Annotated in this window: 26 protein-coding genes; 14 read left to right on the top strand and 12 right to left on the bottom strand. The window is 60.5% G+C overall.

Going from position 1 to position 22,214, the window contains the following annotated elements; all coding sequences use genetic code 11:
* Positions 1 to 2 precede the first annotated feature (2 nt).
* The 8 genes from rimM to ABMC88_RS02775 form a co-directional block, all read right to left on the bottom strand.
* Positions 3 to 536: a ribosome maturation factor RimM gene (rimM, locus tag ABMC88_RS02810; RefSeq protein ID WP_349575304.1), complete on the bottom strand. Its 534-nt coding sequence runs from the start codon at positions 534 to 536 to the stop codon at positions 3 to 5.
* On the bottom strand, positions 533 to 682 hold the full coding sequence (locus ABMC88_RS02805) for a hypothetical protein (RefSeq protein WP_349575303.1): 150 nt from the start codon (positions 680 to 682) through the stop codon (positions 533 to 535). Before ABMC88_RS02805 ends, rimM begins: the two co-directional genes overlap by 4 nt.
* Positions 682 to 1,311: a 5,6-dimethylbenzimidazole synthase gene (gene bluB, locus ABMC88_RS02800; RefSeq protein WP_349575302.1), complete on the bottom strand. Its 630-nt coding sequence runs from the start codon at positions 1,309 to 1,311 to the stop codon at positions 682 to 684. Before bluB ends, ABMC88_RS02805 begins: the two co-directional genes overlap by 1 nt.
* Before the next feature lie 16 nt (positions 1,312 to 1,327).
* A complete protein-coding gene (rpsP, locus tag ABMC88_RS02795) occupies positions 1,328 to 1,732 on the bottom strand; it encodes a 30S ribosomal protein S16 (RefSeq protein ID WP_349575301.1) in 405 nt (134 codons plus the stop codon).
* Between the two features lie 52 nt (positions 1,733 to 1,784).
* Positions 1,785 to 2,081, bottom strand: coding sequence for a chorismate mutase (locus ABMC88_RS02790; protein ID WP_349575300.1), 297 nt, complete (start codon positions 2,079 to 2,081; stop codon positions 1,785 to 1,787).
* On the bottom strand, positions 2,078 to 2,587 hold the full coding sequence (locus ABMC88_RS02785; RefSeq protein ID WP_349575299.1) for a GNAT family N-acetyltransferase: 510 nt from the start codon (positions 2,585 to 2,587) through the stop codon (positions 2,078 to 2,080). The genes ABMC88_RS02790 and ABMC88_RS02785 overlap by 4 nt, the downstream gene beginning before the upstream one ends.
* Positions 2,584 to 4,080: a signal recognition particle protein gene (gene ffh, locus ABMC88_RS02780; protein WP_349575298.1), complete on the bottom strand. Its 1,497-nt coding sequence runs from the start codon at positions 4,078 to 4,080 to the stop codon at positions 2,584 to 2,586. The genes ABMC88_RS02785 and ffh overlap by 4 nt, the downstream gene beginning before the upstream one ends.
* A gap of 239 nt (positions 4,081 to 4,319) precedes the next feature.
* Positions 4,320 to 4,829 (bottom strand): hypothetical protein, encoded by a 510-nt coding sequence (locus tag ABMC88_RS02775; protein ID WP_349575297.1) that lies wholly within the window; start codon positions 4,827 to 4,829, stop codon positions 4,320 to 4,322.
* Between the two features lie 118 nt (positions 4,830 to 4,947).
* On the opposite strand from ABMC88_RS02775, the gene ABMC88_RS02770 reads away from it, so the two are divergent.
* Entirely contained in the window at positions 4,948 to 5,826 is an 879-nt protein-coding gene (locus tag ABMC88_RS02770; RefSeq protein ID WP_349575561.1) for a LysR family transcriptional regulator, read from the top strand.
* Between the two features lies 1 nt (position 5,827).
* Positions 5,828 to 6,715 (top strand): DMT family transporter, encoded by an 888-nt coding sequence (locus tag ABMC88_RS02765; RefSeq protein WP_349575296.1) that lies wholly within the window; start codon positions 5,828 to 5,830, stop codon positions 6,713 to 6,715.
* Between the two features lie 192 nt (positions 6,716 to 6,907).
* Here ABMC88_RS02765 and ABMC88_RS02760 read toward each other — a convergent pair whose 3' ends face one another.
* Positions 6,908 to 7,249, bottom strand: coding sequence for an ArsR/SmtB family transcription factor (locus tag ABMC88_RS02760; RefSeq protein ID WP_349575295.1), 342 nt, complete (start codon positions 7,247 to 7,249; stop codon positions 6,908 to 6,910).
* 258 nt (positions 7,250 to 7,507) lie between these two features.
* Between ABMC88_RS02760 and ABMC88_RS02755 the strand changes: the two genes are divergently transcribed.
* The 6 genes from ABMC88_RS02755 (at position 7,508) to ABMC88_RS02730 (ending at position 10,714) form a co-directional block, all read left to right on the top strand.
* Positions 7,508 to 7,846, top strand: a complete 339-nt coding sequence (locus ABMC88_RS02755; protein WP_439655568.1) for an AtpZ/AtpI family protein — start codon at positions 7,508 to 7,510, stop codon at positions 7,844 to 7,846.
* An 11-nt stretch (positions 7,847 to 7,857) separates the two neighbouring features.
* A complete protein-coding gene (locus ABMC88_RS02750; protein WP_349575293.1) occupies positions 7,858 to 8,613 on the top strand; it encodes a F0F1 ATP synthase subunit A in 756 nt (251 codons plus the stop codon).
* 62 nt (positions 8,614 to 8,675) lie between these two features.
* A complete protein-coding gene (locus ABMC88_RS02745; RefSeq protein WP_011567586.1) occupies positions 8,676 to 8,900 on the top strand; it encodes a F0F1 ATP synthase subunit C in 225 nt (74 codons plus the stop codon).
* 112 nt (positions 8,901 to 9,012) lie between these two features.
* Positions 9,013 to 9,543: a F0F1 ATP synthase subunit B' gene (locus ABMC88_RS02740; RefSeq protein WP_349575292.1), complete on the top strand. Its 531-nt coding sequence runs from the start codon at positions 9,013 to 9,015 to the stop codon at positions 9,541 to 9,543.
* 4 nt (positions 9,544 to 9,547) lie between these two features.
* The gene (locus tag ABMC88_RS02735) at positions 9,548 to 10,105 is read left to right on the top strand and encodes a F0F1 ATP synthase subunit B (RefSeq protein ID WP_349575291.1); all 558 of its coding nucleotides are present in this window, start codon (positions 9,548 to 9,550) and stop codon (positions 10,103 to 10,105) included.
* Between the two features lie 99 nt (positions 10,106 to 10,204).
* Positions 10,205 to 10,714 (top strand): GNAT family N-acetyltransferase, encoded by a 510-nt coding sequence (locus ABMC88_RS02730; protein WP_349575290.1) that lies wholly within the window; start codon positions 10,205 to 10,207, stop codon positions 10,712 to 10,714.
* On the opposite strand, the gene ABMC88_RS02725 is transcribed toward ABMC88_RS02730, so the two are convergent.
* Positions 10,711 to 11,481, bottom strand: coding sequence for a FadR/GntR family transcriptional regulator (locus ABMC88_RS02725; RefSeq protein ID WP_349575289.1), 771 nt, complete (start codon positions 11,479 to 11,481; stop codon positions 10,711 to 10,713). The genes ABMC88_RS02730 and ABMC88_RS02725 overlap by 4 nt on opposite strands.
* Before the next feature lie 107 nt (positions 11,482 to 11,588).
* On the opposite strand from ABMC88_RS02725, the gene ABMC88_RS02720 reads away from it, so the two are divergent.
* Both ABMC88_RS02720 and smc read left to right on the top strand, forming a co-directional pair.
* A complete protein-coding gene (locus ABMC88_RS02720) occupies positions 11,589 to 11,987 on the top strand; it encodes a hypothetical protein (protein ID WP_349575288.1) in 399 nt (132 codons plus the stop codon).
* Positions 11,988 to 12,105: 118 nt separating this feature from the next.
* Complete coding sequence (gene smc / locus ABMC88_RS02715) at positions 12,106 to 15,561, top strand: chromosome segregation protein SMC (protein ID WP_349575287.1); 3,456 nt, start codon at positions 12,106 to 12,108, stop codon at positions 15,559 to 15,561.
* Here the strand turns inward: smc and ABMC88_RS02710 are convergent, their stop codons facing one another.
* Complete coding sequence (locus ABMC88_RS02710; RefSeq protein WP_349575286.1) at positions 15,562 to 16,959, bottom strand: UdgX family uracil-DNA binding protein; 1,398 nt, start codon at positions 16,957 to 16,959, stop codon at positions 15,562 to 15,564.
* Entirely contained in the window at positions 16,959 to 18,194 is a 1,236-nt protein-coding gene (locus ABMC88_RS02705; protein ID WP_349575285.1) for a putative DNA modification/repair radical SAM protein, read from the bottom strand. The genes ABMC88_RS02710 and ABMC88_RS02705 overlap by 1 nt, the downstream gene beginning before the upstream one ends.
* Before the next feature lie 108 nt (positions 18,195 to 18,302).
* Between ABMC88_RS02705 and ABMC88_RS02700 the strand changes: the two genes are divergently transcribed.
* The 4 genes from ABMC88_RS02700 (at position 18,303) to ABMC88_RS02685 (ending at position 22,172) form a co-directional block, all read left to right on the top strand.
* Entirely contained in the window at positions 18,303 to 18,752 is a 450-nt protein-coding gene (locus tag ABMC88_RS02700; RefSeq protein WP_439655561.1) for a CreA family protein, read from the top strand.
* Between the two features lie 97 nt (positions 18,753 to 18,849).
* On the top strand, positions 18,850 to 19,995 hold the full coding sequence (locus tag ABMC88_RS02695; RefSeq protein WP_349575283.1) for a lytic murein transglycosylase: 1,146 nt from the start codon (positions 18,850 to 18,852) through the stop codon (positions 19,993 to 19,995).
* Positions 19,996 to 20,324: 329 nt separating this feature from the next.
* Positions 20,325 to 20,906, top strand: coding sequence for a hypothetical protein (locus ABMC88_RS02690; RefSeq protein WP_349575282.1), 582 nt, complete (start codon positions 20,325 to 20,327; stop codon positions 20,904 to 20,906).
* A gap of 219 nt (positions 20,907 to 21,125) precedes the next feature.
* Complete coding sequence (locus ABMC88_RS02685; RefSeq protein WP_349575281.1) at positions 21,126 to 22,172, top strand: YeeE/YedE family protein; 1,047 nt, start codon at positions 21,126 to 21,128, stop codon at positions 22,170 to 22,172.
* The last annotated feature ends 42 nt before the right edge of the window (positions 22,173 to 22,214 follow it).

Here is a 22,214-nt window from a genome sequence, read left to right as displayed (position 1 = left end):
GGTTAGTCCCGCGTGGCGGTTTTGGGTGTCGGCATGACGCCGTCGGGCGGGTCGGCAACCAGACGCCCCGAAGCCAGATCAACAGTCGGCACTGCGGCCTTTGTAAAGGGCAAGAAGGTCGTGGTCGACGACCCGCTGAGCTGTAGCTCCAGCAGATCATCGGCGCCGTGGTTCTGCACGGTCTTCACACGGCCCAGTAATACGCCGCCCGTGTCATAGACCTGCAAACCGATCAGATCGGCGTGGTAGAATTCATCATCCGGCAGGGACGGCAGTTGATCGCGCTGCGCAAACAGCTGCGTGCCGCGCAGGGCGTCTGCGTCTTCCTTGCTTGAGACTTGGGGCAGGCGTGCAGCAAAGCCGTTCTTGATGGGCCGTAAAATCGCGAGCTGGAATTTCTCGTGGCCGCGGGCGTCCGTCAGCGGGCTGTAGTGTTCAATATCTTCGGGGATGGCGCAGAAACTCTTGATCCGCAGTTCTCCTTGCACGCCATAGGCGCCCGAAATGACGCCAACGCAGATGTGTTCGTTGCTCATTGCGATTGCTCCTGTGCGTAGCAGATCGAGTCGTTCCAGTCGCCGCCCGATGCACTGCATTCTGCCTTGGACAGCATCCCGTGTAGTTGAAAGCCCAGAACCGCGCCAAGGCACAGAACGGTGAGGAATTTGAGTAGTTTGAACATCAGCGGTCCTTGATATGCAGGGCGGCGGCACGCGCCTCCCAGCCTTTGGTTTCAAGCTCTGGTGTCAGGGATACATCTTGCGGCCAGCCAAGGCAAAGATAAGCGACAAGGGACCAGCCTTCGGGCGCATCCAGATCGCGTGACAATTGGTGGGGGTCAAGGATCGACACCCAACCAATGCCAAGCCCAAGCGTGCGGGCGTGCAGCCACATCAACGTAATCGCCCCGACCACGGAATAACGGCGCATCTCTGGCATGGTGCCCGCACCCAACCCCGCGCCCTTGGCCGTGTCGTCATCGCAGAAAATGGCGATATGTTCGGGCGCGTCCTGCATGCCCGACAGTTTGAGGCCTGCATAAAGTTCGGCCTTGTCGCCACTATACCCATCAAGGGCCTGCGCGTTTGCGGATTGGAAGTTTTGCAGCGCATTTGCGCGTGCGGTGTCTGAGCGGACGCGGATCACGCGCCAAGGTTCTGACAGGCCCACAGAGGGGGCGAGGGAGAGCGTAGAGAGACACTCGCTCACGAGCGCCTCGTCCACAGGGTCGGTTTTGAAGTGGCGCACGTCGCGGCGCCACTTCATCAGGTTGCCCAGTTCGGCACGGAATTCATCCGAGAATGCATGCATGCCGAGGCAGTCCTGATTATTCTGCCGCTGCTTCTTCTGCTGCGGGTGCTTCTTCGGCTGGTGCTGCTGCGGCTTCTGCTGCTGCGGCGGCCTTGTCGGCTTTCTCTTGTGCGCGCTCTTGGGCTTTCTTGCCCGGCGTGCCTTTGTTGGGGTTGTTACGCTCTTTCTTGGGGCGTGCGCCTGCGGCTTCCAGCATACGCTGAACACGCTCGGTTGGCTGCGCGCCTTCACCCAGCCAGTACTCGACCCGCTCCATGTTCATTTTGACGCGGTCTTCGCTGTCTTTGGGGAGCAGAGGCGCATATGTGCCCAGCTTTTCGATGTAGCGGCCGTCGCGTGGCATGCGGCTGTCCGCTGCAACGATACGATAGAAGGGGCGCTTTTTGGAGCCGCCGCGGGCGAGGCGAATTTTCATGGCCATGGTATTGATTTCCTTTTGGTTTTATCTTGTCACACCAGAGGTGCGCATTTGGTTAGGATTGATGTTGTTGGTGGTGCTGAATGACTTCAGCGATGATGAAGTTAAGAAACTTCTTGGCGAATTCGGGGTCCAGATCGGCCCGTTTCGCCAAATCTTCGAGCCGCGCAATCTGGCCCGCTTCGCGGGTGGGATCGGACGGGGGAAGGTCGTGTTCGGCTTTGAGTTTCCCCACAGCCTGTGTGTGTTTAAACCGCTCGCCCAGCGTGTAGACAAGGATCGCGTCGAGGCGGTCGATGCTGGCGCGGTGCTCGGAGAGCACTTCGGCAGCGCGTTGAACGGCGTCGGTCATGATGTCTCCTTGGGGTGGCGATAGATATGCGCTTCGTGACCCAAAAGGGTGCCAACGCGTTCCAGTGTTGCACCTAAACGCTCTGCCAAAGCGATAGAGCGCAGGTTGTCGGGAGCAATATAGCTGATCACCCCGTCCAGATTGTAATGTGTCGCGGCATAGCTGCGGGCAGCTTCCGCGGCTTCATAGGCCATGCCTTTGCCCTCGAAACCGTCGAATATATGCCAGCCCAGCTCGGGTTCTTCCCAGCCGTCATTATAGATCATGCCGACACGGCCAGCCGTCGCGCCGGTGGTGCGATCTTCCAGCATCCACATCCCATAGCCGCGCAGGGCCCAATGCCCGAAGGTGGCCAGAAATCCGCCCCAGTTGCGGATGCGCGGATAGGGGCCGCCCACCCATCTGGACCGCTCGGACGCGCCAAACGCCGCGAAAGCTTCGAAGTCGCTTTCGCGCGGGCCGCGCAGGATAAGCCGCTCCGTATTTATGACGGGGATCGTGATCACTTCTTCTTTCCGAAGCCTGACAGGCCCGCAGGCAATCCCATGCCGCCCATGCCGGGCAGTTTGCCGCCCATCTGTTTGGCAGCCGCTTCCAGCGCTTTGGGGTCCATGCCTTGGGCCATTGCAGCAGGGTCCATGCCTGCGCCGCCTTTACCCATCATTTGCTTCATCGCGGCTTTCATCATGCCGCCTTTGCCTTTGCCCATCTTCTTCATCACGTCGGACATCTGGCGCTGCATCTTCATCAGCTTGTTGAGGTCGGACACTTCCATGCCCGCACCTTTGGCGATGCGTTTCTTGCGGCTGGCTTGCAGCAGAGCAGGGTTGGCGCGTTCGCGTTTCGTCATCGAGTTAATGAGCGCGATCTGCTGTTGCAGGACTTTATCGTCAAGGCCTGCGTCCTCGACCTGTTTGGCCATTTTGCCCATGCCGGGCATCATGCCCATCATGCCTTGCATCCCGCCCATCTTGATCATCTGTTCCAGCTGCATTTTGAGGTCGTTCATGTTGAACTGACCCTTCGCCATGCGCTTCATCATCTTTTCGGCTTGCTCGGCCTCGATGGTTTCCTGCGCCTTCTCGACCAACGCAACAATGTCGCCCATGCCAAGAATACGGCCCGCGATCCGCTCAGGCTCGAACGTCTCGAGCGCGTCCATCTTTTCGCCAAGGCCGACATATTTGATCGGCTTGCCCGTCACCGCGCGCATCGACAGCGCCGCACCGCCGCGCCCGTCGCCGTCCATCCGCGTCAGCACAACGCCAGTGATGCCGATGCGCTGGTTGAAGTTGTCGGCGGTTTGCACCGCGTCCTGACCTGTCAGGCCGTCAACAACCAACAGCGTCTCGCGGGGCGTGACGACATCGCGCACGGCTTCGACCTGCGCCATCAGCTCTTCGTCGATGGACAGGCGGCCCGCGGTGTCGAGCATATAGACGTCATAGCCGCCAAGGCTTGCCTGGGTCTTGGTCCGTTTGGCGATCTGGACGGGGTTTTCGCCTTTGACGATCGGCAGCGTGTCGACGCCGATCTGCGTGCCAAGGATCGCCAACTGCTCCATCGCGGCGGGGCGGTTCACGTCGAGTGAGGCCATGAGCACGCGCTTGCCGTCTTTTTCCTTCAGACGTTTTGCCAGCTTGGCGGTGGTTGTCGTCTTACCGCCGCCCTGCAAGCCGACCATAAGAAGCGACGCGGGCGGGTTGTCGATCTTCAGCGCGCCCGGCTCTCCTTCACCGCGCAGCGTGTCGATAAGCGCGTCATGCACGATTTTGACGACCTGCTGACCGGGCGTGATGGATTTGGTGACGGCCTGGCCTGTGGCCTTGTCCTGCACGGCCTTCACAAAATCACGCGCAACCGGCAGCGAAACATCAGCCTCAAGCAGCGCAACGCGCACTTCGCGCAGGGCGGTTTTGACGTCTTCCTCTGACAGGGCGCCCTGTTTGGTCAGGCGGTCAAAGACACCAGAGAGGCGTTCGCTGAGATTTTCAAACATGGGCAGATGCCCCTTTCACGTCGGTTGCGGTGCGCCCAATGTAGGCCCCCCGCGAGAATACATCAAACATCGCCGCCCCTTTTCAAAAAGGCGCAAACCCATACGGTGTTGCCCCAGTGGGCGTAAAACGCTGACTGGGGGCGATCCTGAACAGGTCAGGACCGGAAGGCACTGCTTCCGGAGATTGCGTGGGATTTACGCCTGTCGCGGGCGCGAGTCAACCGTGCAGTGACTAACGGTCAGGGCGAGGTGGATTTGAGCCAGCTGTTAATCGCCTCTGCGGTGTTGGCTGCACTTGGGCCGGAAGAATAGACAGAGGTGACAGGATGCGTGGCTTGCGGGAATACCATCACCGCACGGTGGGTCTTTGCCGCGCCATATCGGCGATTACGGCCAGAGCGGCGGCGTTTGCGCCTGCCCGAGTTGTCCATCGTCTCTACGATCGCATGGTCCAGCCTATCCAGCGGCCAAGTCTGCGCGCTATAGCCCAGAAGCGTGCGTTTGCGCAGCTCGATCCGGTTGTTCGGGCGGTCCAGCACCAGCTGTACGCGGCGCACAAATACGATTGTGAAAACCACGCCAAAGAACAGCCCCGCAAAGATAAACACACTCCCCATCCACGCGCCTGCCGCGACTATCACAACGCCGACACTGACAAAGGTGAGAGCAAAGAGGATCACGATGATCGCAAGGGGGAGGGGGTTATTCTCGATGATCAGATGATCGGGGATATTGCGGGTGATTTTCATCGCAGCATTTTGCGGGACGGTAGCAGCGGTGTCAAAGCAGCGGACAAGCAGCGCCTTGCAATTTTGCACAAAGGGGCGAATACACTTGGTATAATGTTCGCAGATGCACAGGGTACGCATGGAGAATTGGGACGAGGTGCGCACCGCCTATCAGGTAGCGCGGATGGGAACGGTCAGCGGTGCGGCGGAAAAGCTGGGCGTGCATCACGCCACGGTCATCCGTCACGTAGATGCGCTTGAACAACGGTTGGGCATAAAGCTGTTCCAGCGCCATGCCCGCGGCTATACCCCGACCGAAGCAGGGGCCGACCTGTTGCGCGTGGCCCAAGCGACCGAAGACCAGTTGGGGCAGTTATATAGCCGGATCAAGGGGCAGGGCACCGAGGTGTCGGGCGATCTGGTCGTGACGTCCCTTGTCGCATTGGCCCCGCGCATCACGCCTGCGCTTACGGCCTTTCAACAGCAATACCCCGATGTGATTGTCCGCTACCTCACGGGCAACAGGCTGTTCCGTCTGGAATACGGCGAGGCCCATGTGGCCGTGCGCGCAGGATCCGCGCCAGAGCAGCCCGACAATGTCGTCCAATCCCTAACGGATATGGCGGTCGGGCTCTATGCCTCAAAAAGCTATGTTGATCTCTACGGCATTCCCAACAGCATCGAGGATTACGCCGCGCACCGTTTTGTCGGGTATGAGGACGCCGAGACGCGGGCCCCCTTCCACCAATGGCTTGCGAGTAAAGTGCCGCGCGACAATATCGTGTTTCGCAGCAACGATACGACAGCCATGTCGCTGGCGGTGATTGCAGGGGCGGGCATCGGGTTTATGCCCCCGCAAGAGGCGGCGGCCCTGCCTGATCTGGTGCAGATCTCGGCGCCACAGCCGGAATGGTCGGCGCCTTTGTGGTTGGTTACCCATGTAGATTTGCACCGCACCAGCAAAGTGCAGGCCCTGCTGCAATTCCTGAAGGCTCGCGTCAAAGAAGGAATGCTATAGGATGACGCCGCAGGCACAGGGGCATCTTGCGATGCTGGTGTTCTCGGCGCTGGTTGCGGGGTCGTTCTCGCTTGGTGGGATGGTCGCGAATGAAATCGCGCCGCTTGCGCTGAATGCAATCCGGTTTGTGATTGCGGGGGGCGTTGTGGGCGCGTTTGCGATGGCGACCACGGGCATCCCGCGCAGCGCCCTGGCCGCGCCTTGGCGGTACGCTTTGCTGGGTGGCTTGTTTGCGATCTATTTTGTGCTGATGTTCGAGGGGCTAAAGACTTCGCCCCCTGTCAGTTCGGCGGCGGTGTTCACATTGGTGCCCGCGATGTCGGGCGTGTTCGGCTGGTTCTTGCTGCGCCAGCGTATGACGCCGCGCATGGCACTGGCGCTGACGATCGGGGGATTGGGCGCGCTTTGGGTAATCTTTCGCGCCGATATGGCTGCGATCCTTGCGTTTGATGTGGGTCGTGGCGAGGTGATCTTTTTCTTCGGCTGCATTGCCCACGCCCTCTATACGCCGCTGGTGCGCAAGCTGAACCGCGGCGAGACGGCAGTGGTGTTCTCGTTCGGGGTGTTGGTTGCGGGGGCGCTTTGGCTGATAATGGTCGGGGCGGGCGATATTGCCGCAACCGATTGGAGCGGGCTGCGGCCGCTGGTCTGGGTCACGATCCTGTATGTGTCGATCTGCGCCAGCTCGATCACCTTTGTCCTCGTGCAATTTGCCACGCTGCGCCTGCCTTCGGCCAAGGTGATGGCCTACACCTACCTCGTGCCCAGTTGGGTCATCGGTTGGGAGGCGGCGCTGGGCAATCCTCTGCCGCCTGTGATGATTGTCGCGGGGATCGCACTGACAGTGCTGGCGCTTCTCATGCTGTTGCGGGACGAGGGCGGTAAATAATAAGTTACCGAGGGCGGAACTATTTTGCGCGGACCGGCGTTACCTTCCCATATCAAATGTGAAGGAAGCAACATGCGTAACATTATTTATCTCGTCGGCCTTGTGGTCATCGTACTGGCAATCGTTCAGTTCGTTCTGTAACTGCCCACCCGCTTAGTTGCGATCAAAGAGGAGCCTTCACGGGCTCCTCTTTTACGTTTGGGGGTCGGTGGTGTCCGACAGCTCGGCCTTCAAGAACCGCTCGAACGCGTCAAGGTTCACAGGCTCGAACTGCCCGAACCCCTGCATCCAGACAGAGGCGGCCCGCATGGCGTCCGGCTCCAGCTTGCACCATTTCACGCGTCCGCGTTTTTCCTGGGTAATCAGACCTGCTGCGGTCAGCACCGTCAGGTGTTTGGAAATCGCGGCCAGCGACACGTCAAACGGCTCTGCCACATCGGTGACGGCCATATCGTCCTCCAGCAGCATCGCAAGGATCGCACGCCGCGTCGGATCGGCCAGTGCTGCAAAGGTTGTATCAAGGGTGGCTACCATAGCCCGTGCATAGCGCCGATCGGGGCAGGGGGGAAGCGTGCGCGTGCGACAATCAACCGAATGGTTGAATAACGATTGAGGGCTTTGAGGGCCGATTTTGGCGCACCCGCGAATCCTGTTCGTAGAAATTACCACGGAATTTCAAGTAATTAACCAGCGCTCGGATCGCGTTGACTCGGGGTTTACCCCGCATTAAGTATGCCGCAACACATCCCAAGCGGGGGCGCAGAAGTGGACGAGCACGATCGCAAGGCAGAGATGGCCGAGATCAAGGCACGGATTGCAGCTGCAAAGGGTTTGCAAGAACCCAAGCCGCGGGTGGATGAGCATTATTCCCAAGCCCAGATGGCATGGCGGATGGTGATAGAGCTGGTGGCCGGTCTTGGGATCGGTTTCGGCATCGGATACGGGCTGGATCTGTTCTTTGGAACGCTGCCCATATTTATGGTGCTGTTTGTTATGTTGGGCCTCGCGGCCGGAGTGAAAACGATGCTCCGTTCCGCGCAGGAAATGCAGGACAAGAAGCTGGCAGACGAAAACGAGACGCCCCAAGGGGCAGATGACACACAACCCGTTTCTTCGGGTGAGCAAAGCTAAGGGGCCGCATCATGGCATCAGATACAGGCGCAGAGACAGGCGGTTTGGTCTTTCACCCGATGGATCAGTTCATCGTATCGCCCCTGACGGGCGATGGCCCTGTGCAGTGGTTCACTTTCACGAACGCCGCGCTTTGGACGATCTTTGCTGTGATCGCGGTGTTCTTGCTGCTGGTGGTGTCCACCTCCAAGCGCTCTGTAATTCCTGGCCGTATGCAGTCGGTTGCCGAACTGGCCTATGGTTTTGTTTACAAGATGGTCGAAGACATCTGCGGTAAAGAAGGGGTCAAGTACTTCCCCTATATCATGACGCTGTTCATGTTTATCGTTTGCGCCAACTTCCTCGGCCTGATCCCGACAGCCTTCACGCCCACCTCCCACTTTGCCGTGACCGTTGTTTTGGCTTTTGCTGTGTTCATCGTTGTTACCGTTCTGGGTTTTGTGAAAAACGGCGCAGGCTTCCTGAGCTTGTTCTGGGTGGCCTCTGCGCCCCTCGCGCTGCGCCCTGTTCTGGCGGTGATCGAGCTTATCTCGTATTTCGTGCGCCCCGTTAGCCACTCCATTCGTTTGGCAGGCAACGTTATGGCGGGCCACGCCGTTATCAAAGTTTTTGCGGGCTTTGCAGCACTGGTTGCTGTGTCGCCTGTCGCGATCCTCGGGATCACGGCGATGTACGGTCTGGAGGTCCTCGTGTCCTTCATTCAGGCGTATGTCTTCACGATCCTGACGTGTGTGTACCTCAAGGACGCACTTCACCCACACCACTAACGACTGGGTGCAGGCGTCTGCCTGTCCCACCTTATCTAACTTCCAACGCATAGGAGAATATCATGGAAGGCGAACTCGCACACATCGGCGCAGGTCTGGCAGCAATCGGTTCCGGCGCAGCCGCAATCGGGGTTGGTAACGTTGCAGGTAACTACCTCGCAGGCGCATTGCGCAACCCATCCGCAGCTGCGTCGCAGACTGCAACACTCTTCATCGGCATCGCCTTTGCAGAAGCTCTGGGGATCTTCGCATTCCTCGTAGCCCTTCTGCTGATGTTCGCTGTTTAAGAACTGACGACACTTCCTATGCTGGGGGCGGCGTGCATGTCGCGCCGCCCTCAAGGCAAAGGGAATTACCACCTCCCCCTCGTGGGAGCAGATGTTTTGACAGGAGGCCGAAATGGCAACTGAAACTGCAACAGGCGCTGCGGAAGCTTCCAGCGGCGGCATGCCACAGCTGGATTTTTCCACTTGGGGTAACCAGATTTTCTGGCTCGTCCTTGCGCTGATCGCTATCTACCTGATCCTGTCACGCATCGCATTGCCCCGTATCGCGGCCATTCTGGCAGAGCGTCAGGGCACAATCAGCAATGACATTGCTGCTGCCGAAGATCTGCAAGCCAAGGCCGTTGACGCCGAAGCCGCATATGACAAAGCGCTGGTTGACGCCCGCGCCGAGGCACAGCGCATCATCGCCGTTGCAAAGGCCGATATGCAGGCCGATCTGGACGCTGCAATCGCAATGGCCGACACGGAAATCGCAGCCAAGTCTGCGGAATCCGAAGCAGCCATCGCTGAAATCCGCGCCGGTGCCGTTGCCAGCGTGAAAGCAGTGGCAAAAGATACAGTCAAAGAAATCGTTTCAGCGATGGGCGGTAAGGCAGACGCCAAGACCATCACCGCCGCTGTAACCGCACGGATGAAAGGATAACGTCATGCGTATCGCACTCACATCCGTATTCGCCCTGACGGGCGCCACACCTGCGCTGGCCGCTGGTGGTGGTATCAGCCTCGAGAACACAGACTTCGTCGTGTTCCTTGGTCTGGTCGTCTTCATCGGCATCCTGTTCTATTTCAAAGTGCCGTCCCTCTTGGGTGGTATGCTGGACGGCCGCGCCGAAGGCATCAAATCCGAGATCGACGAAGCGCGCAAATTGCGCGAAGACGCGCAGACTTTGCTGGCCTCTTACGAGCGTAAGCAAAAAGAAGTGCAAGAACAGGCCGACCGCATTGTCGCCGCAGCCAAAGAAGAAGCCGCAGCTGCAAGCACCCAAGCCCAGGCGGATCTTGCCAAATCGGTCGAACGTCGCCTTGCCGCTGCACAGGAACAAATCGGTTCCGCCGAAGCTGCCGCAATCAAAGAGGTCCGTGACCAAGCCGTACAAATCGCCGTTGCCGCGTCCCGCGACATCATCGGCGCTCAGATGACCGCGAAGGAAGGCAATAGCCTGATCGACGCCGGCATCGCCCAAGTGGATAGCAAACTCCACTAAGCGGCACACAGGCCAAGTTTTAGAACCCCGTCAGAGATGGCGGGGTTTTTTCGTGTCTGGCCTCTTTGCATTTTCGGCCAGCCCGTGTTTCAAGGCAATATGACCCTTCGCCCTGCAACCCTCGCCGACGCGTCCAGCATTGCGGCCCTGTCATTGGAGGTCTGGGTTGGCACCTATCAGAGGGCGGGGATCAGCGGGTTCTTCGCCGATTATGCGCTGGCGGAATTTACAACGGCCAAAACCGCTCAGCTGTTGATGGACTCCGCGCAAATCATTGTCGTTTCCCAAAACGCCGATGGCATCGACGGCGTGATGCGCCTTACGGTGGATCATGGCGGTACGATCACCGGATGTGACGGCCCCGAAATCGCCACGCTCTATGTCCAGCCACGTCACCACGGCAAGGGGATCGGCCAGCGGTTGCTGCAAGCAGCGTGTGAGGAAAGCCGCCAGCGGGGTGCGACATCACTCTGGCTCACCACCAATGCGCAGAACGATCCCGCGATTGCGTTCTACCTGTCGCAGGGGTTTACCCAGATCGGTGAGACGGATTTCCGTATTGGCGACGCACGGTATCTCAACAACATCTACCGGCTTGCACTGGGCTAGCTCTGGTCGCGCTCATGATCGAGCCGTTGACGTGCCACGGCCTCGTGCCGCTCGGCACGTTGGTGATCCAGCAAGGCGCGTTCGACATAGTCCAGATGCCCCTCGACCGCCGCGCGGGCGCCAGGCGCATCGCGTGCCAAAAGCGCGTCATGGATAGCACGGTGTTGGTCCATCAGATCGGCGCGGTTGGTTTGCTGTTTGAACATGATCTGGCGGTTGTAGAACACACCACTACGCAGCAGCTCGTACATTGACCGCATCATATGCAGCATCACGACATTATGGCTCGCCTCGACGATGGCCATGTGGAACTGCGCATCCAGCGCCGCGTCGTCTTCTGGTGTCTGGTTTGCTTTGCCCTGCTGCATCTTGGCGAAAATCTCGCTGATCACCGCCAGATCGGTATCAGAGCCCAACCGCGCTGCACGCTCGGCTGCCAACCCCTCCATGTCACGACGGAAGGCGATATAGTCGATCGCGGCTTCGTCATGGCGGGCAAACAGGGCCGCCAGCGCGGGGGAGAATGCCGAGCTCAATTCATTGGCCACAAAAATACCCGCGCCTGCTTTGGCGCTGAGCAAGCCTCGCTCCTGAAGTTGCACAATTGCGTCTCGCAGAGACGGGCGCGAGACGCCCAAGCGTTCTGCCAATTCGCGCTCCGACGGCAGGCGACTACCGGGTTGCAAGATTCCTCGCAGGATCAGCTCTTCGACCTGTCGCACAACAGCAGAGGAGAGTTTTTCCGGCGTGATCGGGTGAAAGGGCATGAGGTCTCCAATGATTGGTAAAAATATATGACCAATTCATCGGCTCCGCAAGGCCGCGCCTGTTAACCGAACGTTAACCAAGGTGGCGCCATTGTTTGGGTATGTACATGCAAGTTTTCATTGTTGCCTTTATGTTGGCGGGCTGCGCAGCCGCGGGGCCGCAGTTTCGGGGCCTGCCTGCGACAACCGTGACCGTCGATGGGTCCACCTTTGATGTCCGCGTCAGGGATAACAGGGCAGAGGCGATCCGCACCAATGCTGAATACGCGCCCCGCTTTGGCCCCATCCGCGCCCGTGCGGGCAAGGCGATGGCCTTGGTCAGCGGCTGCGAGGTGAAAGAAGTGCGCGGTGATCAGGCGCAAGCCATCGGAATACTGAAATGCGGTAAGCGATCGCGCCATGTCCCGATGCAGCCCCTCGCGCTTGATTGCGTGCCTGTACGCGGGACAGAGGTGGCGCAACTCGGCGGTAGCCGCATTGAAATCTCGTGTGATCCCGCCCTATAGCCGCAATATCTTGGGGATAACTCGCGCATTGCCGCTGTAGGTTGTGGGGCGCTGTTGACAGGTTGGGGGCTGTACCGTCACTTAACGCAGTGGCACGGAATCACTTTGCAGGCGGTATATGCGCTTTTCGAAACTCAGGCTGACAGGCTTCAAAAGCTTTGTTGACCCCACCGACCTGATCATCGCCGATGGTCTTACAGGCGTTGTGGGGCCAAACGGCTGTGGGAAATCGAATTTGCTGGAAGCGCTGCGTTGGGTGATGGGTGAAAACCGCCCCACCGCGATGCGGGGCGGCGGGATGGAAGATGTGATCTTTGCCGGTGCGGCCACGCGGCCCGCCCGTAATTTCGCCGAGGTGTCGCTCCAGATCGACAATTCAGAGCGGCTGGCCCCTGCGGGGTTCAACGACAGTGACACGCTGGATATTGTGCGGCGCATCACCCGTGATGTAGGCAGCGCGTACAAGGCGGCGGACAAGGACGTGCGGGCGCGGGATGTGCAAATGCTGTTTGCCGATGCGTCTACTGGTGCGCATTCGCCCGCCTTGGTGCGGCAGGGCCAGATCAGTGAGTTGATCAATGCCAAGCCCAAGAACCGCCGCCGTATTCTGGAGGAGGCCGCGGGCATCTCGGGTCTCTATGCCCGCCGTCACGAGGCAGAGCTGAAGCTGAACGGGGCCGAGACGAATCTGGCCCGCGTGGATGATGTGATCGAACAGCTCGCGGCGCAGCTGGCCCAACTGGCACGGCAGGCACGGCAGGCCGCGCGGTATCGCGATATCGGTGATCAGCTACGCCGGTCCGAGGGGATGTTGCTATACCGCCGCTGGCGCGAGGCCGACGATGCACGGGCCACCGCCGAGGAAGAACTGCGGGCCCGTGTTGCCGCCGCAGCGCAGGCCGAAGCGCTTGTGCGGACCAGCGCCAAGGCACGGCAGACGGCAGAGGATGCCTTGCCTGCTCTGCGCGAAGAAGATGCGATTGCGGCGGCGGTTGTGCAGCGGCTGGTGGTGCAACGCGACACGCTGAGCGATCAGGAAAGCCGCGCCACTGCGCTTATTGAAACCCTTCAGGGCCGCATCACGCAACTGACCCGCGATATTGAGCGTGAAGGCGGGCTAAACCGCGATGCGGGCGAGACGATTGCGCGGTTGGAGTGGGAGCAGACCGAGCTTGGCAAAGCGGGCAAAGGTCACGGCCCTGCGCTGGAAGCCGCTGCCCAAGCCGCCCGAGATGCTGCTGCAGTTTTGCAGACCCGTGAACAGGAGCTGGGGGAGCGGACCGAGGATGTGGCCCGCCTTGCCGCGCGCTATGGCTCGGCCGAGCGATTGTTGGACGACAGCCGCAAAACCCAAACGAAATCCGAATCCGATGCCGAGCGCGCTCGCGAGGCCGTCGCGACAAGTGAGGCGGCGCTGGCCAAGGCCGCCAGTGATTTTGACGCAGCGACTGTGGCCGAAAATGCAGCGGTTGCGGCGGCGGCGGCTGCGGATGAGGCGCTGAACAAAGCCGAAGAGGCCCGCGCCCAGACCCAATCGCGCGAGGCAGATGCACGCGGCGAGCGGTCCGAGGCCGAGGGAGAAATGAACGCACTGCGGGCCGAGACAACGGCGCTTGCGAAACTGGTAGAGCGTGACACGGCAGAGGGTGGGCAGATCCTTGACCGTTTGCAGGTTGAGCACGGGTTTGAAAAAGCGCTGGGTGCGGCGTTGGCAGATGACCTGCGCGCACCCGAGGTGGAGGCCGATGGCCCCTCTGGCTGGTCCACGCTGGCCGCTTATGCGCAGGTCCAACAGCTGCCTGACGGGGTCACGGCGCTGACCAATCATGTCTCTTGCCCCGATGTTCTGGGGCGCCGCATGGGGCAGATCGGTCTGGTCGATGCGGATGATGGCCCGCGCTTGCAGGCAGCCCTGCAACCGGGTCAGCGCCTTGTCTCGCTTGAGGGGGATTTGTGGCGCTGGGACGGGTTTCGCGCGTGGGCCGAGGATGCACCATCCGCCGCTGCGCTGCGTCTGCAACAGCTCAACCGTTTGGAAGTCCTGAAGCAATCGCTGGAACAAGCCAGCCAGCGGGCCGAAGGGGCGCGTGCAGCGCATGAGAGCCTGACAGCGCAATTGGCCGCGCAGACCGAAGACGACAAACGCGCCCGCGAGGCGCGCCGTGATGCCGACAGGATGGTCGCCGACGCGGGCCGTGCGCTGAGCCGTGTAGAGGCCGACCGCAATCTCGCCGCAGGGCGTCTGGAAAGCCTTGGCCTTGCCGTGACCCGCCACGAAGAAGAGGCGATGGGCGCACGGGCGCGGGTGCTGGAGGCCGAGCGGGCCTTGGCTGATCTGGGTGATCTGGGTGAGGCGCGTGCCTCGGTTGAGGATGTTCGCATGACCGTCGAAGCGGCCCGCATCACGATGATGTCGCGCCGTTCCCACCATGACGAGCTGCGCCGTGAGGGTGAGGCGCGGCTGAAGCGCTCTCAGGAAGTGACCAAGGAGCTGAGCGGCTGGCGGCACCGGTTGGAGACCGCCGAAAAACGCAGTGCCGAATTGGTGGAGCGCAAGGAAACCTCCGAGGCGGAGCTGAAAGAGGCAAGCGCCGCGCCGCTTGAGATTGCTGCAAAGCGCGATGAATTGGGCTTGGAAATCACAAAGTCCGAGGCACGGCGTGCGGAAGCAACGACCAAGCTGAGCACAGCAGAGGATGTCCTGCGCGACACCACTTTGGCCGAGCGCGAAGCGGAGCGTGCGGCATCAGAGGCGCGTGAGGCGCGGGCTCGCTCTGAGGCGCGTAGCGATGCCGCGAAAGAGACAGTCGCCGCCGCAGCCGAGCGGATTGCCGAAGACCAGCAGCTAACCCCGAACCAGTTGCTGACGCAGTTAGAGGTAAACCCCGATCAGATGCCCGGCGCCGATACGTTAGAGGCGGATGTGAACCGTCTCAAGCGCCAGCGCGATGCCTTGGGTGCCGTGAACCTGCGTGCCGAGGAAGACGCCAAGGAAGTGCAGGAAGAGCACGACAATCTGGTCACCGAGAAGGCCGACCTTGAGGAAGCGATCAAGACGCTGCGCTCGGGCATTGCCAGCCTGAACCGTGAGGGCCGCGAGCGTTTGCTGACCGCGTTCGAGCAGGTGAACTCCAACTTCTCTTTGCTGTTCACCCATCTGTTCGGCGGTGGCGAGGCCAATCTGGTGATGGTCGAATCCGACGATCCGTTGGAAGCGGGCCTTGAGATCATGTGCCAACCGCCCGGCAAGAAGCTTAGCACGCTGAGCCTGTTGTCGGGGGGGGAGCAGACGCTGACCGCGATGGCGCTGATCTTTGCCGTGTTCCTTGCTAACCCTGCGCCGATCTGTGTGCTGGACGAGGTCGACGCGCCGTTGGATGACGCCAACGTCACGCGGTTCTGTGACCTGCTGGACGAGATGTGCCGCCAGACCGATACGCGCTTCCTGATCATCACGCACCATGCCGTCACGATGGCGCGGATGGACCGTTTGTTCGGCGTGACAATGGCGGAGCAGGGCGTAAGCCAGCTTGTCTCGGTTGATCTTAAAAAGGCGGAAACGCTGGTGGCGTGATCAGGTGCGGGCGGCTTGGGCCAGCATGTCTGACGCCGCCTCCAGATCACGGCGCAGCCTGCCGCGCATCGCCTCCGTATCGCCACGCAAAATGGCCGAGGGGTGAACGGTGATAAGAACTGGCAAGCCTTCAAGGCTTTGCTCGATCTGCCCGCAGCGGGGCATTAGCGGCGCGTCATTTCCCGTAAGCGCCCGCGCCGCAGTCGCCCCCAGTGCGATGATCAGGACGGGTTGAACCTGTGTGATTTCGCGGCTGAGCCAAAAGCGGCAGGCGTCAACCTCGGTCTTGTTCGGGCTTTGATGGATGCGCCGTTTGCCGCGTGGCGTGAATTTGAAATGCTTCACGGCGTTGGTGACGTAAGCGGTGTTTCGGTCCAGCCCCGCGTCCGCCGCCACGCGGTCAAACATCTGCCCTGCGGGGCCTTCAAAGGGCCGCCCGCTCAGGTCTTCGGTGTCGCCGGGTTGTTCGCCTACGATCATCAGGCGGGCATCTGTGGGGCCCGCGCCCAACACCGCTTGGGTCGCGGTTTTGGCCAAGGGGCAGCGGGTGCAGCCTTGGATGTCGTCGGGTTCGGCGCGTTCGGGCAGGCGGTTCAGGATACGCTGCGCTTGCGGTGAGGGCAGGGTTGGTGCCTCGCGTTGCATCTGCTCTACACGGGCCTGCGCACCCGCGATCAGGCCGGGGATCAGATCGGCCTCTGGCAGGTTCTTCCAGTATTTCTTGGGCATCTCCGATTGCATCGCCTTGATCTTGAGGCGTGCAGGATTGAAGATATTGGCGTAATAGGTGCGCCACAGCTCCTCTGTCTCGTCGCTGAGGTCCAGCCGGCTGTTGGTGCCGACCTCGTGGGACAGGGTGCCCCCCTCAAACCGCGTTGTCATCTCGGGCGTGACGATGACCCAATCCATATCGCCAAAGCGGCGGTTGAAGAAGCTGGCGATGAGTTCCTCTATGCGGTGATCCGGCTCGAACCAGCTGATGAACTGGCGGCGGTTGGCGCCTTGGGGCGTGACATCGCGGAAGCGGACGAAAGCTTTCATCTTGTGCATGTCGCGGCGAATGTTCTTGGCCCACACCTCCAGCTGTTGGACCTGTGGATCGGCGCGGTTGCTCAGCAGGCGCGGCGTGTCGCGACACCGCAGCAGCACACGATAAAGCAGGTCATGCACCCCCGCCGTGCGGTTGGCGCAAACCAGTTTGGCCAGTTGAGGAAAGGTGGCAGGCACCGTCATTTCGCCCGCAGGGGGCAAGGGGGTGTCCGCGTCAAAGAGGCCCTGCGCCTCCCCCTCCATCCGCCATGTGACGGCATCGGCGGGGACGCCATTGCTACACAGCGCCCGCGCCGCATCGCGCCACGCGGCATAGGTGCCAAGGCGGGGCAGGGTGACGGAGTACACTAAAGCAGGCTCAGCTGTTCGGGCGGCGGCGCAAAACGTGCGCGCAGGTTGGCCGCATCCGTCAGCCCGCCCGGAGACCAGTCACGGGTCGTGATGAAGGGCTTGGCCTTTTGCACCAGCGCGCCGATCCGTTTGAGATCGCCAAACCCCAACGACCCGCTGCGCCGTGCCGACAGGATGCGGGCGACGGATTTGGTGCCGAACCCCGGCACCCGCAACAGCATATCGCGCGACGCGGTATTCACATCCACCGGAAAGACCTGACGGTTGGCCAGCGCCCATGCCAGTTTTGGATCAATCTCAAGGTCCAGCATCCCGTCCGTCGCAGCGGAGGCGATTTCATCGGCTTGGTAGCCGTAAAACCGCAGCAGCCAATCGGCCTGATACAGGCGATGTTCCCGCGCCAGCGGTGGCTTGATCAGGGGCAGGGCGGCCGCGCTGTCGGGGATGGGCGAGAAGGCGGAATAATAGACCCGCTTGAGCTTGTAAGAGCTATAAAGCCGCGTGGAGCTGTCGAGGATCGTCGCGTCATTGGCCCCGTCTGCCCCCACAATCAATTGCGTGCTTTGCCCGGCGGGCGCGAATTTCGCAGCGCGGCGGCCCGTGTGCGTACGTTCCTTGGCCGCTTGTTTGCGCAGCTCGACCCGCCCCATGGCGCGGCGGATTTCCGAGGGGTTCTTTTCGGGCGCGTAGGCTTTGATGCCCTGATCGGTTGGCAGTTCGATGTTCATCGACAGACGGTCCGCCAGCAGGCCCGCCTCTTCGATCAACTCTGGGCTCGCGTCGGGGATGGTTTTTAGGTGGATGTAGCCGCGAAAGTGGTGGTCATTGCGCAGGCTGCGGGCGATGCGGACCATGTCGGCCATCGTGTCGTCAGGGCTTTTGATGATGCCTGACGACAGGAACAACCCTTCGATATAGTTGCGGCGGTAGAACTCCGTTGTCAGATGCACGACCTCTTCCACGCTGAACCGTGCGCGGGGCACCTGAGACGAGACGCGGTTGATGCAATAGGCGCAATCGTAGATGCAGAAATTCGTCATCAGGATTTTCAGCAAGCTGATGCAGCGCCCGTCGGGCGCATAGGCATGGCAGATGCCCGAGCCTTCGGTGCTGCCCAATCCCGTTCCATCCGCGCTGTTGCGTTTGGATGTGCCCGAGGACGCGCAGCTTGCATCATATTTCGCCGCATCGCTAAGCAGGGCGAGTTTTTCTTTAAGAGTCAATTTTGCCATAATGTTCTTGTAACGTTCTCATCGTAATGATGGCAAGGAATTTGGGGGCGGAAAATTTCTTTTCACTGCGACGGAACAGCGCGGGCAGAAGTGTGTTAGAGTTTTATGATGAAACACATACTCACCGCTCTCACCATTGCATTGCCCACAACTGTTGCCGCCGAAGAAGTTGGCAATGTCGACGTGGACTGGCTTGGCAATGACCTGATCATCGAGGCGCTGGCCGACCCTGATGTCGAAGGCGTTACCTGTCACGTCACGTATTTTGAACGCGGCCTTATCGACCGTCTGCAAAAGGGAGATTGGTTCGAGGATCCGTCGAACTCCTCAATCTCGTGCCGTCAGACGGGGCCGATCACGATCGGCGATATTGAGCGGGACGAGGAGGGCGAGGATGTGTTCACGAAAAGCCGTTCGATCATTTTTAAATCCATCAAGATCAAGCGCATATTTGACGAAAAGAACCAGACGTTGATCTATATCAGTCACGCGCGTGATGTGCAGAACGGTTCGGCCAAGATGTCGATGTCGACTGTGCCGCTGTACCAGCCAGAGTAAATCCGCCTGTCCCATCGCACTTTGCGGATCGGATATTGCGACTTTGACCTAATGCGTTAGCATACGAAAAAACCCACAGAATAAACGGGGCAGCAGTATGCAACTTTCACGACGAACTTTTGGTTTGGGCCTTGGCGCTCTGACGCTTTCAGGATGCGGTGGCGGTGCGACGTCTACGCGCAGCGCGGCATCAGCGGGCGGTTTGCCTGCTGATCTGCGGCCCACACCCAACGCAGGCTACGACGCGTGGGTGGCCAGCTTTCGCAGCCGTGCATCGACGCGGGGGATAACGTCCTCTACGCTGAACGCAGCATTCCGCGGAACAGGCTATTTGCCCGGATGTGTCAAACGCGACCGCAACCAGACAGAATTCAAACGCAGCCTCGAAGACTATCTGTCCATAGCCACCTCGGACGAGCGTATATCAAAGGGCCGTGCGGCGTTCTCGCGCCATCGCAGTACGCTTCAAACCCTTGAGGGGCGCTACGGTGTCGACGCCGAGATTATCTGCGCGATCTGGGGTCTTGAGAGCTTTTTCGGAGAGCGGCGCGGCAATGTGCCTGTCATCTCGGCGACTTCGACGCTGGCCTATGACGGACGGCGCGGAGCGTTCTTCGAAAAGCAGCTGATGGCGGCACTGAAGATTGTGCAAAACGGAGATATACCGGCCAGCCGCATGACGGGATCATGGGCGGGTGCGATGGGGCATACGCAATTCATCCCCACCTCTTATCAGGCGTTTGCCGTTGATTTCACCGGCGACGGACGCCGCGACATCTGGTCCGAGGATCCAACAGATTCGTTAGCCTCGACCGCGGCATACCTCAAGCGGAACGGCTGGCAGCGTGGCACCCGCTGGGGCGGCGAAGTCGGCAATGGCGCACCGCAAGGCAGCATTATCCAGCCCCAACGCGGCGGGCCGCGCTTTGCCGTGACACGCAATTTCCGTGCGATCAAACGCTACAACAACTCGGATGCATACGCGATTGGGGTGGGGCATCTGGCCGACCGGATCGGTGGCGCGGGACCGCTGCGCGGCAGTTTCCCGCCTGACGCAAACGGGCTGACGAAGGACGACCGCATCGCGGTGCAAAAACGTCTGACCGCCAAGGGTTTCGATACAGGTGGGGCTGATGGTGTGATCGGGCCGAACAGCGAAAAGGCCATCTCTGCCTATCAGCAGCGTAACGGTCTGTCTGTGACGGGCAAGCCTTCGCAAGCCTTGCTGCGGCACTTGGGCTGATCCAAATTTCCCCAGCGCGGTTGCCTGTCGCGCTGGGGATTGTTTCCGCAATTGGTGCGATGCAGGCCGTTTTGCACTGCGCGGCAAGTTCCCTTATCGCGTGTATGTCCCTAATTTTAATGGTTCTTTCGTCTGCGGCCACAGTTCCGCCCCTTTTCCCGATTATCGCCGATTTGAATACAATGGCGATCGGGCTCGAAATGCGTAAAACTGTTCCTCTTCTTTTGGCGGCCACTTTTCTGACAGTAGCGGCGTGTGGGCACACACCTGCCTCCCACTCCAGCAGGTCGGCAAGCGCGCCTTTGGCTTTTGTCGAAAGTGGTAACCGGATGGACGCACAGGCCCAATCGCTCAGCGATATGTCACGGCGGATCGTTGTGCAGACCACGTTGAAGGGGGCGGGCATTGGCGCTGCCGTGGGCTGCGGTCTTGTTGTTGTCTCGGCGGGGAATGCAAAGAACTGCGTGGCCGCTGCGGCGGCGGGGGCGGCAGGGGGTGCTTTGATCGGTCGTGCGGCCGGCAAGAAAAAGGTCGCACGCGAGATGTCGTCGATCTCTCCCAGTGCGGTTGTGCGGACGCTGCGCAAGACAAACGACCAAATGGCATTGATAGAGACTTCGCTGCCCGCGCGCCTTGCCGCCCAAGACGAGGCCTTGTCCCGACTGGACATGCAACGCGCTACCGGACAGGTAGACAATGCCGCATATGCAAAGGCGCACGCCAGCATCGCAGCAGAGCGCCAAGCGATTGCAAGCGCCCTGATTGAAACGCAACGCCATGCGCAACAGGCTGCCTCAAACCTGCGGGCAGCGAAAAGCAAAGGCCAGTCCGGTCTTGATTGGCACATTGGCGCTTCTGACCGTTTGGCGCGGCAGGCCAGCTCTGCGCGGTCCGGCATTTCGCTTTTGTAGGCGGGGTCGGATAAAAACCGGGCAAAGAGGTGTGGCGGCACGTAAACTAGGGAAATCTGTTTCAATCATGCCTGTGGTGCGGGGCGGCGGTCCGATTTTTTCCTGAAATCGGAACGTATTTCTGAATTTGCAGGCTGAAACGCCTTTTTATACCTTGGCTTGTCGTTGACAATTGGTCTGCCACGCACGACCTCCCCTATAACAGAAAAGGGGACTGCTATGTTGCTCGAACAATTTGACTGGGGCCTTGATGCCCGCGTGCTGCAAATCCTGTTTGCGCTGGGCCTTGGGCTGGTGTTGGGCGTTGCGGCGCAGATCACGCGGTTTTGCTTGCGCCGTGTCGTCAGCCCTGATGCGGCGGACCGTGGTCAGGCGGGCGCTGTCTGGCTGACCGCGCTGGCCGCTGCGATTGCGGGCTTTATGGTGGCGAATGCCACAGGCCTGGTTGCGCTGGAGGGGCACCGCTACCTTAGCTCTTCTGTCCCTGTTGCCGCGATTGTGCTGGGTGGTTTGATGTTCGGGGCGGGCATGATGCTGACACGGGGGTGCGCGTCGCGCCTGACTGTATTGGCGGGTACGGGCAACCTGCGGGCTGTGGCGGTATTGGCCGTGTTTGCCATCGTCGCACATGCCACACTGAAGGGTGTGTTGTCGCCTCTGCGCACCGCAATCGGCGGCCTGACGGTCGAGATGCCGTTTGGCACGCTGTATGATGTCCCCGCAGTTCCTGTTTTGCTGAGCGCGGCTTTGGCGCTGGTTGCGGCCTTTGTCATTATGAGTACGCGCCCCAAGGCGCTGCACGTCGTCTTGGGGGTTGTGATCGGGCTGGTCCCTGTCGTTGGCTGGTCGGTGACCAGTGTGCTGCTGTTTGATGAATTTGACCCGCTGGCCGTGCAGTCGGCAGCCTTCACCCTGCCGTGGTCCGATACGCTGTTCTGGACGATCGCCTCTACGGCGGTTCCCGCGGGCTTTGGGACGGGGTTGATCGGTGGTGTGCTGCTGGGAAGTTTCCTGAGCGCATCTGTCCGTGGCGAGCTGTCGTGGCAAGGCTTTGACGCGCCGTCGCAGATGCTGCGTTATGCGGGTGGTGGTGTGATGATGGGCTTTGGCGGCGTGCTGGCAGGGGGCTGCACAATTGGTGCGGGCCTAAGCGGGACCGCGACCCTGAGCATTGCGGCGTTTCTGGCGCTGGGCAGCATTATCATCGGTGGTGTTGTCGCGGGCCGTTTGCCCGCAGTAAGCGCACGCGGCGTTGCTGCCCGCTAGATGGTTAGCCGCTGATTGGCGGCGAAAAGTCAGGGTGTGCCC

The organism is Sulfitobacter aquimarinus, from assembly GCF_040149565.1.
Lineage (GTDB): Bacteria > Pseudomonadota > Alphaproteobacteria > Rhodobacterales > Rhodobacteraceae > Sulfitobacter > Sulfitobacter aquimarinus.
This window is presented reverse-complemented; position numbering and strand designations above follow the sequence as displayed.